Origin of the sequence: Kitasatospora sp. NPDC091276 (genome assembly GCF_040684355.1) — a bacterium.
In the GTDB taxonomy this organism is placed as follows: domain Bacteria; phylum Actinomycetota; class Actinomycetes; order Streptomycetales; family Streptomycetaceae; genus Kitasatospora.
The window spans coordinates 143,532-159,134 of sequence record NZ_JBFBFU010000015.1 but is presented as its reverse complement, the minus strand read 5'-3'; the positions used below and the strand labels follow the sequence as shown (position 1 = coordinate 159,134).

The 15,603-nt window shown below is 73.5% G+C and carries 13 protein-coding genes and 1 tRNA gene; 4 read left to right on the top strand and 10 right to left on the bottom strand.

Annotation, left to right across the window (positions count from 1 at the left end; genetic code table 11):
• Positions 1-71: 71 nt before the first annotated feature.
• On the top strand, positions 72-992 hold the full coding sequence (locus AB0O19_RS20680; protein WP_363621263.1) for an undecaprenyl-diphosphate phosphatase: 921 nt from the start codon (positions 72-74) through the stop codon (positions 990-992).
• A 51-nt stretch (positions 993-1,043) separates the two neighbouring features.
• Entirely contained in the window at positions 1,044-2,471 is a 1,428-nt protein-coding gene (locus tag AB0O19_RS20675; RefSeq protein ID WP_363621261.1) for a PLP-dependent aminotransferase family protein, read from the top strand.
• A gap of 22 nt (positions 2,472-2,493) precedes the next feature.
• On the opposite strand, the gene AB0O19_RS20670 is transcribed toward AB0O19_RS20675, so the two are convergent.
• From AB0O19_RS20670 to AB0O19_RS20635, 8 genes are all read right to left on the bottom strand, one after another.
• Positions 2,494-2,691 (bottom strand): DUF6126 family protein, encoded by a 198-nt coding sequence (locus AB0O19_RS20670; RefSeq protein WP_363621259.1) that lies wholly within the window; start codon positions 2,689-2,691, stop codon positions 2,494-2,496.
• Between the two features lie 32 nt (positions 2,692-2,723).
• A complete protein-coding gene (locus tag AB0O19_RS20665) occupies positions 2,724-3,356 on the bottom strand; it encodes an XRE family transcriptional regulator (RefSeq protein ID WP_363621257.1) in 633 nt (210 codons plus the stop codon).
• A 79-nt stretch (positions 3,357-3,435) separates the two neighbouring features.
• A complete protein-coding gene (locus tag AB0O19_RS20660) occupies positions 3,436-5,169 on the bottom strand; it encodes a pyruvate dehydrogenase (RefSeq protein WP_363621255.1) in 1,734 nt (577 codons plus the stop codon).
• Positions 5,170-5,283: 114 nt separating this feature from the next.
• On the bottom strand, positions 5,284-7,689 hold the full coding sequence (locus AB0O19_RS20655; RefSeq protein ID WP_363621253.1) for a glycosyl hydrolase family 65 protein: 2,406 nt from the start codon (positions 7,687-7,689) through the stop codon (positions 5,284-5,286).
• A 22-nt stretch (positions 7,690-7,711) separates the two neighbouring features.
• Positions 7,712-8,458: a beta-phosphoglucomutase family hydrolase gene (locus tag AB0O19_RS20650; protein ID WP_363621251.1), complete on the bottom strand. Its 747-nt coding sequence runs from the start codon at positions 8,456-8,458 to the stop codon at positions 7,712-7,714.
• 170 nt (positions 8,459-8,628) lie between these two features.
• The gene (locus AB0O19_RS20645; protein ID WP_363581377.1) at positions 8,629-9,429 is read right to left on the bottom strand and encodes a VOC family protein; all 801 of its coding nucleotides are present in this window, start codon (positions 9,427-9,429) and stop codon (positions 8,629-8,631) included.
• A gap of 197 nt (positions 9,430-9,626) precedes the next feature.
• The gene (locus AB0O19_RS20640) at positions 9,627-10,076 is read right to left on the bottom strand and encodes an SRPBCC domain-containing protein (protein ID WP_363581379.1); all 450 of its coding nucleotides are present in this window, start codon (positions 10,074-10,076) and stop codon (positions 9,627-9,629) included.
• 248 nt (positions 10,077-10,324) lie between these two features.
• Positions 10,325-12,073 (bottom strand): LCP family protein, encoded by a 1,749-nt coding sequence (locus AB0O19_RS20635; protein ID WP_363621249.1) that lies wholly within the window; start codon positions 12,071-12,073, stop codon positions 10,325-10,327.
• Positions 12,074-12,538: 465 nt separating this feature from the next.
• Between AB0O19_RS20635 and AB0O19_RS20630 the strand changes: the two genes are divergently transcribed.
• Positions 12,539-13,621 (top strand): acyl-CoA desaturase, encoded by a 1,083-nt coding sequence (locus AB0O19_RS20630; protein ID WP_363621247.1) that lies wholly within the window; start codon positions 12,539-12,541, stop codon positions 13,619-13,621.
• A gap of 129 nt (positions 13,622-13,750) precedes the next feature.
• On the opposite strand, the gene AB0O19_RS20625 is transcribed toward AB0O19_RS20630, so the two are convergent.
• Both AB0O19_RS20625 and AB0O19_RS20620 read right to left on the bottom strand, forming a co-directional pair.
• A tRNA-Lys gene (locus AB0O19_RS20625) sits at positions 13,751-13,823 on the bottom strand.
• A gap of 37 nt (positions 13,824-13,860) precedes the next feature.
• On the bottom strand, positions 13,861-14,634 hold the full coding sequence (locus AB0O19_RS20620) for a nucleotidyltransferase domain-containing protein (protein WP_363621245.1): 774 nt from the start codon (positions 14,632-14,634) through the stop codon (positions 13,861-13,863).
• 172 nt (positions 14,635-14,806) lie between these two features.
• Between AB0O19_RS20620 and AB0O19_RS20615 the strand changes: the two genes are divergently transcribed.
• A complete protein-coding gene (locus AB0O19_RS20615; RefSeq protein WP_363621243.1) occupies positions 14,807-15,571 on the top strand; it encodes an SDR family oxidoreductase in 765 nt (254 codons plus the stop codon).
• Positions 15,572-15,603 lie beyond the last annotated feature (32 nt).

The following is a 15,603-nucleotide window of genomic DNA, read 5'->3' as shown; positions in this document are numbered from 1 at the left end:
CCGGGCGTCTACATGCCCGTAGTAGCTTCGCGGGGCTCCCCCGGATCCAGACCCCCGAGCGAAGGTGCGCGATGTCCACCCTGACCTACCCGGAAGCGATAGGCGTCGGCCTGCTGCAGGGTGTGACGGAACTCTTCCCGGTCTCCAGCCTGGGCCACAGCATCCTGCTCCCCGCCCTGATCGGCGGGAAGATCCAGCGGGACCTCGACATGACCGCCGAGGGCTCCTCCTACCTCGCCGTCCTGGTCGGCCTGCACCTGGCCACCGCGTTCGCGCTGGTGGTGTTCTTCCGCAAGGACTGGGTCCGGGTGATCGGCGGCTTCTTCAGCTCGGTCCGCCGCCGCCGGGTCGAGAGCCGGGACGAGAAGCTCGCCTGGCTGCTGATCATCTCCACCATCCCGGTCGGGGTGGCGGGCCTCGCCCTGGAGAAGGCGCTGCGCAACGCGCTCGGCAAGCCCGTCCCGGCCGCCGTCTTCCTGGCCCTCAACGGGCTGGTGCTGCTCGGTGCCGAACGGCTCAAGCGCGGCGGCACCGGCCGCCGGCGGGCCGGGCACGCCGCCCCGCCCGCCGAGGAACCGGGCCTCGACCCGGCGATCGCCTCCGACCACCGCCTCGCCCGGCTCAGCTTCGTCCAGGGCGCCTGGATCGGCGCCGCCCAGATCCTCGCGCTCTTCCCCGGTATCAGCCGCTCCGGTGTCACCATGAGCGCCGGCATCCTGCGCGGCCTGCACCACGAGGACGCCGCCCGCTTCTCCTTCCTGCTCGCGACCCCGGTCATCCTGGCCGCCTCCGTGCTGAAGGTGCCCGAGCTGTTCAAGCCGGAGAACTCCGCCGTCCTCGGCCCGGTCGTCGCCGGCAGCATCGCCGCCTTCGTCGCCGGCTACGTCTCGGTGCGCTTCCTCACCAAGTACTTCGAGACCCGCAGCCTGACGCCGTTCGCGCTCTACTGCTTCCTCGCCGGCGTCGGCAGCGCGGTCTACCTGTCGGTCTGATCCGCCACCGACTCGGGGGCGAGGATGCCGGGCCGCGCGATAATCGGGCCCGTGAGCAGCTCCTGGACCTCCTTCGGCGGCGACCTGCACCTGGACCTCACCGAGCGGCGCGCCGCCGGGGCCGGGCTGCGGGCCGCTCTGGAGGACGCGCTGCGCGAGGCCGTCCAGGACGGGCGGCTCGTGCCCGGCACCCGGCTGCCGTCCTCGCGGGCCCTCGGCGAGGACCTCGGGATCGCCCGGAACACCGTGGTCGAGGCGTACGGGCAGCTCACCGCGGAGGGCTGGCTCGCCTCCCGGCAGGGCTCCGGCACCACCGTCGCCCGGCGGGCCGCGCCCGGCCGGAGCCGGCGGGTGGCCCGGCCCGCGGCGGGGCGGCGGGCCGTCCGGCACGACCTGATGGCCGGGCGGCCCGACCTCTCGCTCTTCCCCCGCACCGCCTGGCTCGCCGCCGCCCGCCGGGCCCTCGCCACCGCGCCGCACGAGGCCTTCGGCTACGGCAGCCCGTTCGGCCGGATCGAGCTGCGGCGGGCGCTCACCGACTACCTGGCGCGGGTCCGCGGCGTCCGCACCGACCCCGACCACCTGCTGATCTGCACCGGTGTCTCCCAGGGCCTGGGCCTGCTCTGCGCCGCCCTGCGGGAGCGCGGGGACCGCGCCCTCGCGGTCGAGGAGTACGGGCTGCCGCCGCAGCACGCCGTCGCCCGGGCGGCGGGGCTGGCCACCGTCCCGGTGCCGCTGGACGGGGCGGGCGCCCGGGTCGAGCGGCTGGACGGCCGGTGCGGGGCCGTCCTGCTCACCCCCGCGCACCAGTTCCCCACCGGTGCGCCGCTGGCCGCCGACCGGCGGGCCGCCGCGGTGCGCTGGGCCCGCGAGCGGGACGGGTACGTCGTCGAGGACGACTACGACGGCGAGTTCCGCTACGACCGGCAGCCGGTCGGCGCGATGCAGGCGCTCGACCCGGAGCGGGTGGTGTACGCCGGGACGGCCGCCAAGAGCCTCGCGCCGGGCCTGCGGCTGGCCTGGCTGGCCCTGCCGGACGCGCTGGTCGAGCCGGTGGCCCGGTTGAAGACGCTGGCCGACACGATGTCCCCGGTGCTCGACCAGCTGACCCTCGCCGAGCTGATCACCTCCGGGACGTACGACCGGCACGTCCGCCGCTGCCGGCTGCACTACCGGCGCCGGCGGGACCGGCTGGTCGCCGCGCTCGCCGAGCACGCCCCGCGCGTGCGGGTCACCGGGATCGCCGCCGGGCTGCACGCCGTTCTCCAACTGCCGCCCGGTTCCGCGTCCGAGGCGGAGCTGCTGGCCCGGGCCGAGGCCGCCGGCCTGGCCCTCGAAGGGCTGTCCTGGCACCTCGCCGACCGGTCGGCCGCCGCCCCGGACGCCGCTCCCGCTCTGGTGATCGGCTACGCGTCCCCGCCCGAGCACGCCTTCCCGGCCGCGCTGGACGCCCTCTGCGAGCTGCTGCGCGAGCACTGAGGGCCGCGACCGCCCCGGTGAACTACTTGTTGCGGTTGCCCAGTTCGAACAGCAGCATGATGAAGCCGGCGAAGGCGTGGATGCCCGCGGTGTAGATCACCAGGCGGACCCCGACCCGGCGGTTGGCCGAGATGCCGGCGTCGACGGTCAGCGGGGCGGGGGTCGGAGCGGCCGGGGCGGTGGCCGCGGCGGCCTTCTCGGGGCTGGTGGGATCGGCCATGAGGGATCTCCTCCAAGGGTTCTGACGTTGGGTCAGTGGGTTGTTGCGGGGCCGCCGAGGCAGAGTTCGCCGCCGGGGCTCTGCAGCAGGGTGTGGACGAAGAGCAGTTCGACGCCGTCCGGCGCGTCGGCGGCGATGCAGTGCGGGGTGAGCGAGTCGAAGTGGGCGGAGTCGCCGACGTCGAGGCGGTGGACGCGGTCGCCGAGGGTCAGCTTGAGCCGGCCTTGCAGGACGTACAGCCACTCCTCGCCGGGGTGGACCCGGACCACCGTGTCCTGCACGCCCGGGGGCACGTGGACGCGCAGCGCCTGCATCGCCCGGCCGGGGGCGCCGGCCCGGCGGTAGCCCCAGCCCCCGGCGCGGCCGGGTTCGATGGCGCCGCCGCGCACGACCGGGTCGGGTTCGGCCATGGTCTCGCCGAGCAGGCCGGAGACGGAGGTGCCGTAGGCGCGGGCGAGGCCGAGCAGGACGGGGAGGGAGGGTTGGCGGCGGCCGGTCTCCAGCCGGGACAGATAGGCTGGGGAGAGCCCGACCCGGGCGGAGGCCACTTCGAGGGTCAGGCGGCTGCTGAGCCGGTGTTCCCGGAGGCGGGCGGCGAGGCCGGCCACTTCCTGGTCGTCGAGCCGGTCTCCCGGGGCGGCGTCCCCGGTCGGGCTGGTGGTCATGTGACCAGTGGACACCCGCCGTGCCGCTCGGGCAAGATTTTTGCCTCAGAGGCAAGAGGGCCCGGGTCCCCCTTCTCGGCTAGGGCCGCGGGATGTTGCGCAGGTTGCTGCGGGCCAGGTCGATCATGCGCCCGACCCCGCCGGAGAGCACCGTCCGCCCGGCCGCCAGCGCGAAGCCCTTCAGCTGGGCGGCCGTGATGTACGGCGGGATGGACAGCGCGTTGGGGTCGGTGACCACGTCCACCAGGGCGGGGCCGGGCCGTTCCAGCGCCTCCGCCAGCACCTCCCGGACCCTCGCCGGCTCGGTGACCCGCTTGGCCGGGATGCCCGTCGCCCGCGCGATCCCCGCGTAGTCGACGTCCCCGTTGTCGATCTCGTACTCCGGGTAGCCCGAGACCAGCATCTCCAGCTTGATCATGCCGAGCGCCCCGTTGTTGAAGACGACGGTCTTCACCGGCAGCCGGTGCTTGGCCACCGTCAGCAGTTCGCCGAGCAGCATGCCGATCCCGCCGTCGCCGGCCATCGCGATCACCTGGCGCCCGGGGCAGGCCAGTTGGGCGCCGATGGCGTGCGGCAGGGCGTTGGCCATCGAGCCGTGCAGGAAGGAGCCGATCACCCGGCGGCGGCCGTTCGGCTGGAGGTAGCGGGCGGCCCAGACGTTGTTCATGCCGGTGTCCACGGTGAACACCGCGTCGTCGGCGGCCACCTCGTCGAGCACCGAGGCGACGTACTCGGGGTGGATCGGCAGGTGCTTCTCGATGTCCCGGGTGTAGGCGCCGACCACGTCCTCCAGCGAGCGGCAGTGCTTGCGCAGCATCTCGTCGAGGAAGGCGCGGTCGCGCTTGGCGTCCAGCAGCGGCAGGACGGCCCGCAGGGTGGCGGCGACATCGCCGTGGACGGCCAGTTCGAGCGCGGTGCGGCGGCCCAGCCGGGTGGCGTCGTGGTCGACCTGGACGGTGTGCGCCTGCGGCAGGAAGGAGTCGTACGGGAAGTCGGTGCCGAGCAGCAGCACCAGGTCGGCGGAGTGCAGCGCCTCGTGGCAGGCGCCGTAGCCGAGCAGGCCGCTCATGCCGACGTCGTACGGATTGTCGTACTGGATCCACTCCTTGCCGCGCAGGGAGTGCCCGACCGGCGCGTTCAGGGCCCGGGCCGCCTCCATCACCTCGCCGTGCGCCCCGCGCACCCCCGTGCCGCAGAACAGGGCGACCTTGCGGGCCGCGTTGAGCAGCCGGGCCAGCTCCTGCACCTGGGACCACGGCGGCGCGGCGACGGCCTGCTCGGTGAGGAAGTGGCTGGTCCCGGTGGGTCCGGCGGCGGGGAGCGCGGCGACGTCCCCGGGGAAGGCCAGCACCGAGACGCCGTGCGAGCCGAGCGCGTGCTGGATGGCGATCCGCATCAGCCGGGGCAACTGGGCGGGGGTGGAGAGCATCTCGCACCAGGTGCTGCAGTCGGTGAACACCCGCTCGGGGTGGGTCTCCTGGAAGAAGCCGGTGCCGATCTGCCCGGACGGGATGTGCGAGGCGAGCGCCAGCACCGGCAGGCCGCTGCGCTGGGCGTCGTACAGGCCCTGGACGAGGTGGGTGTTGCCGGGCCCGCAGGAGCCTGCGCAGACCGCGAGCCGGCCGCTGAGCTCGGCCTCGGCCGCCGCCGCGAAGGCGCCCGCCTCCTCGTTGCGCACGTGCACCCAGCCGATGCCGTCGGTCCGCCGGATCGCGTCCACGACCGGGTTGAGGCTGTCTCCGACCACGCCGTAGACCCGCTCGACCCCGGCCTGCCGGAGCACCTCCACCATCTGTTCGGCCACGCTCGCCACGGGTGCTCTCCAATCGCCGGCCGCCGGCTGCCGCAGGACACCTGCACCCTCCGACGGCCGGGCCCGCCCCGCACCCGGAGCGGGCCCGAACAGGTGAACGACCGGTCGGCGCGGCTACTCCGCCGCCAGGTGGTCCTGCTGCCCGAGCTTGCCGCTGACCAGGCCCGCCTGCGCCTGCCGCCGGGCGGGCTCGCGGCCGGGCGGCTGGCCGCACCGCTCCTGGGCCGGCGGCGCGGTGGTCGGCAGGGTGACCGGCTCCCCGGCCTTCACCTGCACCGGCTCGCCGTCGTGCCACAGGTGCAGCACCTCGCCGCGGCGCAGCGTGTACGTCGTCCCCTCGTGGGTGATCTGGACGCCCAGCAACTGCCCGCGGACCATCAGCGAGAACCCGAGCCTCATCAGCCCGCCCGGCAGCCGGGGCCGGAAGGACAGCGACTCGCTGTGGTCGCGCAGCCCCCCGAAGCCCGCCACCAGGGCGATGCAGGCACCCGCGAGCGAGGCCATGTGCAGGCCGTCGCGGGTGTTGCCGCCGAGGTCGTGCAGGTCCATCAGCGCCGCCTCGGCCGTGTAGTCGTACGCGAGGTCGAGCTGGCCGACCTCGGCGGCGATCACCGCCTGGGTGCACGCGGAGAGCGAGGAGTCGCGGACGGTGAGCCGCTCGTAGTAGGCGAAGTTGCGGGCCTTCTGCTCGTCGGTGAACGCGTCGCCGCGGACCTGCATGGCGAGCACCAGGTCGGCCTGCTTGACCACCTGCTTGCGGTACAGGTCGAAGTACGGGTAGTGCAGCAGCAGCGGGTACTTCTCGGGCGGGGTGTGCTCGAAGTCCCAGACCTGGTGGTGGGTGAAGCCGTCGGCCTGCGGGTGCACGCCGAGGTCCTCGTCGTACGGGATGTACATCGCGGCCGCGGCGTCCCGCCAGGCGGCGGTCTCCTCGGTGTCGACGCCGAGTTCGGCGGCCTCGTGCGGGTGGCGGGCGGCGGCCTCGGCGGCGGCGCGCAGGTTCGTCTGCGCCATCAGGTTGGTGAAGACGTTGTTGTCGGCGACGGCGCTGTACTCGTCCGGGCCGGTGACGCCCTCGATGCGGAACTTCCCCGAGACGTCGTGGTGGCCGAGCGAGCGCCACATCCGGGCGGTCTCCACGAGCAGTTCGAGCCCGTACGCGCGCTCGAACTCGGCGTCCCCGGTGGCCCGGACGTAGCGGGCGACGGCGGCGGCGATGTCGGCGCCGATGTGGAAGGCGGCGGTACCGGCCGGCCAGTACCCGGAACACTCCTCTCCGCGGATGGTCCGCCAGGGGAACACCGCTCCGGCCAGGCCGAGTTGGGCGGCCCGTTCGCGGGCCAGCGGCAGCGTGGTGTGCCGCCAGCGCAGGGCCTGGTTGACGGCCCCGGGCAGGCAGTAGGTGAGCACCGGGAGGACGAAGGTCTCGGTGTCCCAGAAGCTGTGCCCGTCGTAGCCGGGGCCGGTCAACCCCTTGGCGGGGATGGCCCGTTCCTCGCTGCGGGCGCCGGCCTGGAGGACGTGGAAGACGGCGAACCTGACGGCCTGCTGGAGTTCGACGTCGCCTTCGATCTCGACGTCGCTGGCCTCCCAGAACTCCTTGAGGTAGGCGGCCTGTTCGGCGGCCAGACCGTCCCAGCCGGTGTACCGAGCGGCGGTCAGCGCGGCCTCCACCTGGTCCCGGACGGCGGGCTGCGAGCGCGTCCCCGACCAGCCGTAGGCCATCAACTTGACCAGCCGCAGCCGCTGTCCGGGCCGGAGCACGGTGGTGACGCTGATCCGGCAGTGGTCGGCCTCGGCCTCGGCGACGGTTTCGAGCTCCTCCGGGCCCTCGATCACGTGGTCCATCCCGGCGGCGACCCGGATCGCGCTGTAGCGGGTGCGGTGCACCAGGACGGCCTTGGTGTCGCTCGCGTGGTGCACCTCGGGCTGAAGCGGCGCCTCCAGGACGGCGGAGGCCCGAGGATCGCCCTCGGGGCCGCCGGGCAGCTGCTCGTTGGCGACCAGCTCGGACTGGAGCACGATCCGCACCGGTCCGTCCACCGCCTCGACGCTGTAGTCGACCGCGGCGATCGCGCGCTGGGTGAGCGAGACCAGCCGGGAGGAGCGCACCCGGATGGTCCGGCCGGCCGGGGAGGTCCACTCGGCCTCGCGGTGCAGTATCCCCTCCCGGAAGTCCAACCAGCGCTTGTGGCGGACGAGTTCGCCGTAGCGCAGGTCGAAGGGCTCGTCGTCGACCAGCAGCCGGATGATCTTGCCGTTGGTCACGTTGATGACGCTCTGGCTGGACTCCGGGTAGCCGTAGCCGCCCTCGCCGTACGGCAGCGGGCGGAGCTCGAAGACACCGTTCAGGTAGGTGCCGGGGAGGCCGTGCGGCTCGCCCTCGTCCAGGTTGGCGCGCAGGCCGATGTGGCCGTTGGAGAGCGCGAACAGCGACTCGGCGCGGGCCATCGCGGTCAGGTCCAGGCCCTGCTCGGCGATCAGCCAGGGGTCGACGGAGAAGTTGTCCAAGCCACTCATGCGACTGCCTCGCTCCGCTCACTCATGCCCGCTCCTCCAGCAGTTCGGCGAGGTCGTCGACGACCACGGTCGCGCCGTCCCGGCGCAGTTCGGCGGCCTGCCCGGTGCGGTTGACCCCGACCACGGCCCCGAAGCCGCCCGCCCGGCCGGAGGCCACCCCGGCGAGCGCGTCCTCGAAGACGGCGGCGTGCGCGGGCTCGACGCCCAGTGTGCGGGCGGCGTACAGGTAGGTGTCGGGGGCGGGTTTGCCGGGCAGGCCCTCGCGCTGGGCGACGACGCCGTCCACGATCACGTCGAACAGCCCCTCGATGCCCGCCGCCCGCAGCACGTCCCGGCAGTTGGCGCTGGAGGACACCACGGCGCTGGGCAGCCCGAGCGCGCGCAGCCGGTGCACGTACGCGACCGAGCCGTCGTACGGCTGGACGCCCTGCTCGCGGATCAACCGCAGGACGGTGTCGTTCTTGGCCCGGCTGATCCCGTGCACGGTACGGGTGTTGGGCGGATCGGCGTCGGTGCCCTCGGGCAGGTCGACGCCCCGGCTGTGCAGGAACGCCCGGGTGCCGTCCAGTCTCGGGCGGCCGTCCACGTAGGTGTCGTAGTCGGTGACGGCGTCGAAGGGGACGAACTGCCCGCCGGTGCGGGCGGCTTCGGCGCGCAGGAAGGAGTCGAAGGTGTCCTTCCAGGCCGCGGCGTGCACCTTGGCGGTCTGGGTGAGGACCCCGTCGAGGTCGAAGAGGAAAGCGCGGATGTCGTCCGGTAGCCCCAGCATGGGTGCAGTCTTACCCGGGAACGCGGGGAAGCCGCCCATTTCCCGGCGGCGCGTCGCGGGAAGGGCGGCTTCCGGTTGCCCGGGTGCTCGTGGGTTGCCCGGGTGCTCGTGGGTGGCCAGGTGGGCTCGTGGGTGCCCGGCGCTGTCACGGCGAGGGGTGCCCGGCGCTGTTACGGAGAGTCGGGCATCTGCGCCTCGGCGGCCTCCGCCACCGCGAACACCGCGCCCTGCGGGTCCTGGACGACCGCCATCCGGCCGGACTGCATGTCGAACGGCGGCTGGATCACCGAGCCGCCCGCCTTGACCAGGGCGTCCACGGTGGAGTCGGTGTCGTCCACCGAGAAGTAGGCCATCCAGTGCGAGGGCGTGCCCGCCCCCAGGTACCCGGGGATCGGCTGCATGCCGCCCACCGTACGGTCGCCGGCGTTGAGCGAGAAGTACCCCTCCATGCCCTGGATGGTCGCCGGGCGCAGCCCGAGCGCCGGGAGGTAGAAGCGGCCGGCCGCTTCGGTGTCGGCGGTGTTGAGCTCGTTCCAGACCAGTGCGCCGGGCTCGTTGACCACGCCCGCGCCGATGAAGTCCATCGCCTGCCAGACGCCGAACACCGCGCCGGTCGGGTCGGCGGCGACCAGCATCCGACCGATCACGCCGACGTCCATCGCCGGGTAGAGGATCGTGCCGCCGTGCTCGGCGATGGCGGCCCCGCTCACGTCGGCGTCGTCCGAGGCCAGGTAGGTGGTCCAGGCGACGGGCGGCAGCGGCTGGCCCTCGGGCGCGGACCGCGCCATGATCCCGGCGACCGGCCGGTCGTTGAGCATGCACACGGCGTAGCCGCCGAACTCGGCCGGGCCGACCTCGCCCTGCCAGCCGAACAGGTCGCGGTAGAAGTCGAGCGCGGCCTGCTGGTCGCTCGCCATCAGGTCGATCCAGCACGGGGTGCCGGGCTTGTACGGAGCGGTGACTACGGGCATTGCTGGGCCTCCCGAAGGCAGTGGTCGTCGGGGCGGGCGGGTCCCGGCCGCCCGGTGCCGGGCTGCCGGTGCCGGCCGTCGGCGCGAACGGCGGGTACACCGCCCACCATCGGCCCGGCGCCGCGATCCCGCCACCGGACGGCGCCCTGGCGGGCGATCGGACGGGCCCGGGGCCCGTTCAGCCGCCGGCGGGCCGTTCACGCGGCGTCGTGCCGCTGGGCCGTGACGAAGTACGGCTGCACCTTGCCGCTCTGCACGTAGTCCTTGAGCCGGACCAGCAGTTCGGCCCAGGTGCCGGCGACCAGCGGGACGCCGTCCTCGCTGCCCGGCTGCCAGCCGCCGTGCCGGAACAGCAACCGGGTGCGGCCGGGCTCGTCGGGCTGGTCGGCGAGGTCCCAGCTGATCCAGGTGCCGGCCCAGTGCGGCGGGAAAGCCCCGGCGTTGGCCCACACCACCCGGTCCAGGTCGGCCCGCTCGCGGCGCAGCCGGAACGGCTCGGGGACGCCGGGGAAGTCGAACAGCAGGACGTCGCCCTCCCGGTCCACGCCGGTGGTCCACCAGCTGGTCAGCCCGCCGTGCGTGTTGAGCGCGGCGAGGACGACGGCCCGGGGTGCGGCGATGTCGAACTGGAGGGCGATCTCGGGCATGGGGGTCCGCCTTTCGGTGCGCGCCCCCCCTCGTCCGTGGGCCGGGTCCGGTGTGCCCGGGTCCGGTGCGTCGGGGTCCGGTGCGTCGGGGTCCGGTGCGTCGGGGTCCGGTGCGTCGGGCCCTCGTCCATCAGGTCGCCCGCGTGCCGGGCGCCTCCCCGGTTTCTCCGGCCACCATGGCACGACCCCCGGGCCCGCGCGCCCTGGACGGCGCGGGCCCGGGGGTCGTCCCCACGGCTCGGGTGCGGTCAGCCGCCGCTGCCGTAGGTGGTGTTCGCGCAGATGTCGTCGTCCGCCGAGCGGGCGTCGTTGGTGACGGTGGTGGGCAGCGGCGCCGGGGGCGCCGGGGTGCCGTTCGCGGCCGCGCCGCCCGTCCCGGTGGACGGGCCGGTGGCCCCGCCGCCGTTGGCCGCGGAGAAGTCCTTGCCGACGATCAGGGTCACGCCCGCCGAGTTGCCGGCCTCGACGCTGGCGCCCGGGAACAACGCGGCGACCTTGTCGGCGTTCGCCTTCTGCCCGGAGCCGTACTCGATCATGGTGGTCTTGTACTTGGTGCTCGCCGCCTGGCCCGCCGTGGTGGCGGCGAACTTGGCGGCCTTCAGCTGCGCGGTCGCCTTGCCGGCCAGGCCGTTCTCGGTCGTCCCGTTGTAGACCGCCACCTTGATCGACGAGTTGCCGGCGTCCGCGACCGGCGCGGCGGGCGCGCTGGGCGCGGCCGACTGCGGCGCGGCCGGTGCGCTCGGGCTGGCGGCGGCGTCCGGCTGCTGGCCGGTGGCGTTCTGCCCGTCGATGGTCTGGTCGGCCTTGAGGGTCTCCCAGAGCTTGTTGGCGTCCGGCTGGACCAGGTCGAGGTCCTTGTCCTGGGTGCGGTAACGCCAGGGCGCCGTCACGAACTTGAGGTCGTGCATGTCGATGTTCTTGAGCGACAGCCCGAAGGAGAGCAGCTTGTCCGCGGAGGCCAGCCCCGGGTCGACCACCAGCGACTTGGTCGCGGCGTCGGCCAGCGGCAGCAGGTTGGTGGGGCTCAGCCCGTCCTTCTTGACCTTGCTCGCGAGCGAGCTGAGGAAGGCCTGCTGGCGCTTCATCCGGCCGATGTCGGAGCCGTCGCCGATGCCGTGCCGCAGCCGCACGTAGTCCAGCGCCTGCTGGCCCTGCACGGTCTGCTTGCCCTGCGGCAGGACGAGGTCGCCCTTCCTGTGCAGGTTGGGGTTGACGTCGCCCTCGTAGATGGCCTTCGGCAGGCAGATGTCGACGCCGTTCACGGCCTTGGTCATCGCGGAGAAGCCGTTGAAGTCGACCACGATGGTGTGGTCGACCCGGATCCCGGTGAGCTTCTCCACCGTGTTCTGGGCGCAGGCCGGGTTGCCGCCGTCGCTGCCGCCGACCGAGAAGGCCGCGTTGAACAGGTCGCTGGACGACCCCTTGGTCCACTTGCCGTTGGGCAGTTTGCAGGGCGGGATCGGGACCTTCGCGTTGCGCGGGATCGAGATGCCCACGGCGTGCTTGTGGTCGGCGTAGACGTGCAGCAGGATCGTGGTGTCCGAGCGGGCGCCGCCGTCCGCGGCGCCGCCGCCGAGGTCGGAGTTGTTGCTGCCGCGGCTGTCCGAGCCGATCAGCAGCACGTTGACCGGCTTGTTGCCGTCCGCGTCGGCCTGCGCCTCCGGCGGGCGGTCGGTTGCTATCGCGTCGCCGTCGAAGGACTTGATGTTGGCGTTCAGCTTGAAGTAGATCGCCCCGCCGGCGCCCGCGATCAGCACCAGCACGCCGGCCGCCGACCAGGCGACGATCTTCTTCACGTTCTTCTTGGGCTTGCGGCTGTTGCGCGCCGCCGCCCGGCCGCCGCCGGCCGCCGCCTCCGGCCTGCCGCCGTCCTTGCCCGCGCCCCGACCGCCCTCCTTGCCCGCGTCCTTGCCGCCGTCCTTGCCACCGCGGCCACCGCCCTTGCCCTGGGCGGCGCGCCGGGCCTCCGCCCGGCCCCCGGTACGCGGCGGAGGCACGGACCCATCGCTCCCCGTCGTGAGCGCGCCGGGTGCGTTCTCGCCCCGAGCCGGGCCCTCGCCCCACTGACCTGACATGCGCGTACCTTTCACCGACGGAAGCGACGCCCCGGACGATCTGGCGCACCGCACACAGGGAGACGGTCGGGACCGTTCCCAGGTTGCACATACGAACATCGGTACAAACCGATGAACGTGGCTTCCGATCATATTTAGGCCCGACGCGATCACCGACCTCCGGTCCACCACCAACCCCGGCCACCACGGCGCAAGCTCGCCACAGAACGCCCGAAACCAGCCGATTACGACGTGACCTACGCCACCTCCCCCCGCCCCTGCGGCACCATCAGGCACCACGCGCCGCACGTCCGCGGCCACCCAGGACGGTCCGGGGGTTTTCCTCACCCCGCCCCAGGGGGATGCCCCCGTTTCTCAAGGCCCGTTCGCTAGACCAGACTCAGCACCATGACCACCGACACCGCGGGGACGCCGACCGCGAAAACCCGGCCGCAGCCGCCCGCCGGACCACCGGACACCGCCCCGCCCGGAACCGGCGGGAGCGACTTCGCCCAACTGAGCCGCCGGATCACCGCCGAGGGCCTGCTCGACCGACGCCCGGTCTACTACACCGTCCGCGCGGGCCTCGTCCTCGCCGCGTTCCTCGGCGGCTGGTGGGCCATGTTCGCCCTCGGCGACACCTGGCTCCAGCTCGGACTGGCCGCCGCCATGTCCATCGTCTTCGCCCAACTGGGATTAATGGCACATGACCTGGCGCACCGTCAGGTGTTCACCGGGCGCCGCGCCGGCGAGATCGGCGGCCGCATCGTCGCCAACCTCCTGATGGGCATGAGCTACGGCTGGTGGATGAACAAGCACACCCGCCACCACGCCAACCCCAACCACGAGGAGCGGGACCCGGACGTCTCCCCCGACCTCGTCGTCTGGTCCCAGGACCAGGCCAGGAGGGCCAGCGGAATCGCCCGCTTCATCGGCCGCCGCCAGGCGTTCCTCTTCTTCCCGCTGCTCCTGCTCGAAGGCCTCAACCTCAGCTACAACAGCTTCCGCGCGCTGCGCAGCCCGATCATGAAGCGCCCCTACCTGGAGGGCTTCCTGCTGGTCGCCCACTTCGCCGCCTACCTCGGGCTGGTCTTCGCCGCCCTCCCGGTCGGCAAGGCCTTCGCCTTCCTCGCCGTCCACCAGGCCCTGCTCGGCGTCTACTTGGGCTGCGTCTTCGCCCCCAACCACAAGGGCATGCTGATGGTGACGCCCGGCATGCGGCTCGACTTCCTCCGCCGCCAGGTCCTCACCTCCCGCAACGTCCGCGGCGGCTACTTCATCGACGCCCTGATGGGCGGCCTCAACTACCAGGTCGAGCACCACCTCTTCCCCAGCATGCCCACCCCGGCCCTGCGCCGCGCCGCCATCCTCACCCGCGACTTCTGCGCCGAGAAGGAGATCACCTACTACGAGACCGGCCTCTTCCGCTCGTACCGCGAGATCCTCACCCACCTCCACCAGACCGGCGCCCCGATCCGCGCCGCGGCCTGATCCGCCCCACGACCCACACCGCACCGCGGCACCCCGGCTACTCGACCAGCCGGGGTGCCGCAGTGCGTTCACCGGCGGCGGACATGCAAAAGGCCAGGTCAGAGGGTGTCTGACCTGGCCTCAGTTCGGTGGGCCACCAGGGGCTCGAACCCTGAACCTACGGATTAAAAGTCCGCAGCTCTGCCAATTGAGCTAGTGGCCCGCGGCCCTCGTCCCGGTTGGGGAGGGCCACCGTGATCCTACCCGGTGGGGCGCAGGGCTCCGCCAGTGGATTGCGCGGGCGCGCCGGGGGCGGGGGGCGGAGCGTAGTGGGCGGCACGGACGCGGCGGAGCCAGGATTCGGCGGGGCGCGGGTCGGGGGCGGCCGGGAGGACGCCGGGGCGGGCGAGGCGGTCGGCGGCGTCGGCGAGCAGGGATTCGGCGACGGCGGGGCGGTCGGCGATGCGTTCGCCGAGGTCGCGGACGTGTCCGGGGTCGGCGAGGCGGACCGGGTTGTGGCCGGTCTCGTGCAGCCGGACGGCCTGTTCGACCAGCCGGACCAGGTGCCGGGCGTGCTTGGCGGCCCGGCGGCGGGTGGCCGGGTCGGTCGTGTCGCGGGTCAGCAGTTTGCGGAACTGCTGCTCTGCGTAACCGAGATAGGCCTTCCGGACGCCCGACTCACTGAGGAAGCTCGAGCGGATCTCGACCAGTTCGGCACCGAGCGGAGTGCGGATCTCGTACAGGTCGTCCGGCAGCCAGACGAGCTCGGAGGCGGTCGGATTGCAGGACAGCGCCAGGCGGCACCACTTGGCGGCCTCGTGCAGGGTGACGTCGGGCCCGGTGGTGACGTGCGACTCGGCCGGGCGGTGCAGGCCGTGCAGTTCCTCGGTGGGGGCGGCGTACAGGCCGAGCCGGTCGACGTCGGAGCCGGCGTGGGCGAAGCCGTACGCGGTGGAGCCGACCACGCCGGCGAGCAGGACGGTGCCGGGGACGGCAGGTACGGGTGCGGGTGCCGGTGCGGGTGCGTCGGACATCGCCGGTCTCCTCCCTCGACTCTCTCGACTCTCTCGACGCCTCTCGACCTGGCAGTCGGCAGGGCTGCGGTGGCGACGCCGCTACCGCATCCTCGCCGGTCCGGGCCGCGCCGGGCGAACGATTTCCGCTCCGGGGCCCGCCCCGGCCGGTCCGCCGGGTAGCGTACCGAGCATGTCGACCACCACCTCCGACGACGGCGTCCTGATCGTCACCGGCGCCGGCCGCGGCATCGGCGCCGCCACCGCCCTGCTCGCCGCCCGGCACGGCTACCGGGTCTGCGTCAACTACCGCACGGACGAGGCCTCGGCCACCGCCGTGGTGGACGCCGTCCGGGCCGAGGGCGGCACCGCGCTCGCCGTCCGGGCCGACGTCACCCGCACCGCCGAGGTGGAGCGGCTGTTCACCACCGTGGACGCCGAACTCGGGCTGCTCACCGGCCTGGTGAACAACGCCGGCACGCTGGAGAAGCAGTGCCGGCTGGAGGACATCGACGAGGACCGGCTGAACCGGATCTGGGCCGCCAACATCACCGGCCCGTTCCTGTGCGCGGCCCAGGCCGTGCGCCGGATGTCCACCCGGCACGGCGGCCGCGGCGGTGCCATCGTCAACGTGTCCTCGGCCGCCTCGCGGCTCGGCTCGCCCAACGAGTACGTCGACTACGCGGCCGCCAAGGGCGCCGTCGACTCGATGACCCGCGGCCTCGCCCTGGAGGTCGCCGCCGAGGGGATCCGGGTCAACGCCGTCCGCCCCGGCCTGATCCACACCGACATCCACGCCCTCGGCGGCGAGCCCGGCCGGGTCGACCGGGTCGCCCCCGGACTGCCGATGCGGCGCGGCGGACGGGCGGAGGAGGTCGCCGAGGCGATCCTCTTCCTGCTCTCCCCCGCCGCCTCGTACACCACCAACGCCTTCCTGGACGTCTCCGGCGGGCGCTGAAAGGTTCCCTCCGGTTTCCTTCCGCCGGCCCG

Coding starts and splice junctions, on each gene's coding strand:
- AB0O19_RS20655 (WP_363621253.1), bottom strand. CDS start 7,689: ATGAGTGGCTTGGACAACTTCTCCGTCGACCCCTGGCTGATCGCCGAG.
- AB0O19_RS20680 (WP_363621263.1), top strand. CDS start 72: ATGTCCACCCTGACCTACCCGGAAGCGATAGGCGTCGGCCTGCTGCAG.
- AB0O19_RS20630 (WP_363621247.1), top strand. CDS start 12,539: ATGACCACCGACACCGCGGGGACGCCGACCGCGAAAACCCGGCCGCAG.
- AB0O19_RS20615 (WP_363621243.1), top strand. CDS start 14,807: ATGTCGACCACCACCTCCGACGACGGCGTCCTGATCGTCACCGGCGCC.
- AB0O19_RS20665 (WP_363621257.1), bottom strand. CDS start 3,356: ATGACCACCAGCCCGACCGGGGACGCCGCCCCGGGAGACCGGCTCGAC.
- AB0O19_RS20645 (WP_363581377.1), bottom strand. CDS start 9,429: ATGCCCGTAGTCACCGCTCCGTACAAGCCCGGCACCCCGTGCTGGATC.
- AB0O19_RS20620 (WP_363621245.1), bottom strand. CDS start 14,634: ATGTCCGACGCACCCGCACCGGCACCCGCACCCGTACCTGCCGTCCCC.
- AB0O19_RS20640 (WP_363581379.1), bottom strand. CDS start 10,076: ATGCCCGAGATCGCCCTCCAGTTCGACATCGCCGCACCCCGGGCCGTC.
- AB0O19_RS20670 (WP_363621259.1), bottom strand. CDS start 2,691: ATGGCCGATCCCACCAGCCCCGAGAAGGCCGCCGCGGCCACCGCCCCG.
- AB0O19_RS20650 (WP_363621251.1), bottom strand. CDS start 8,458: ATGCTGGGGCTACCGGACGACATCCGCGCTTTCCTCTTCGACCTCGAC.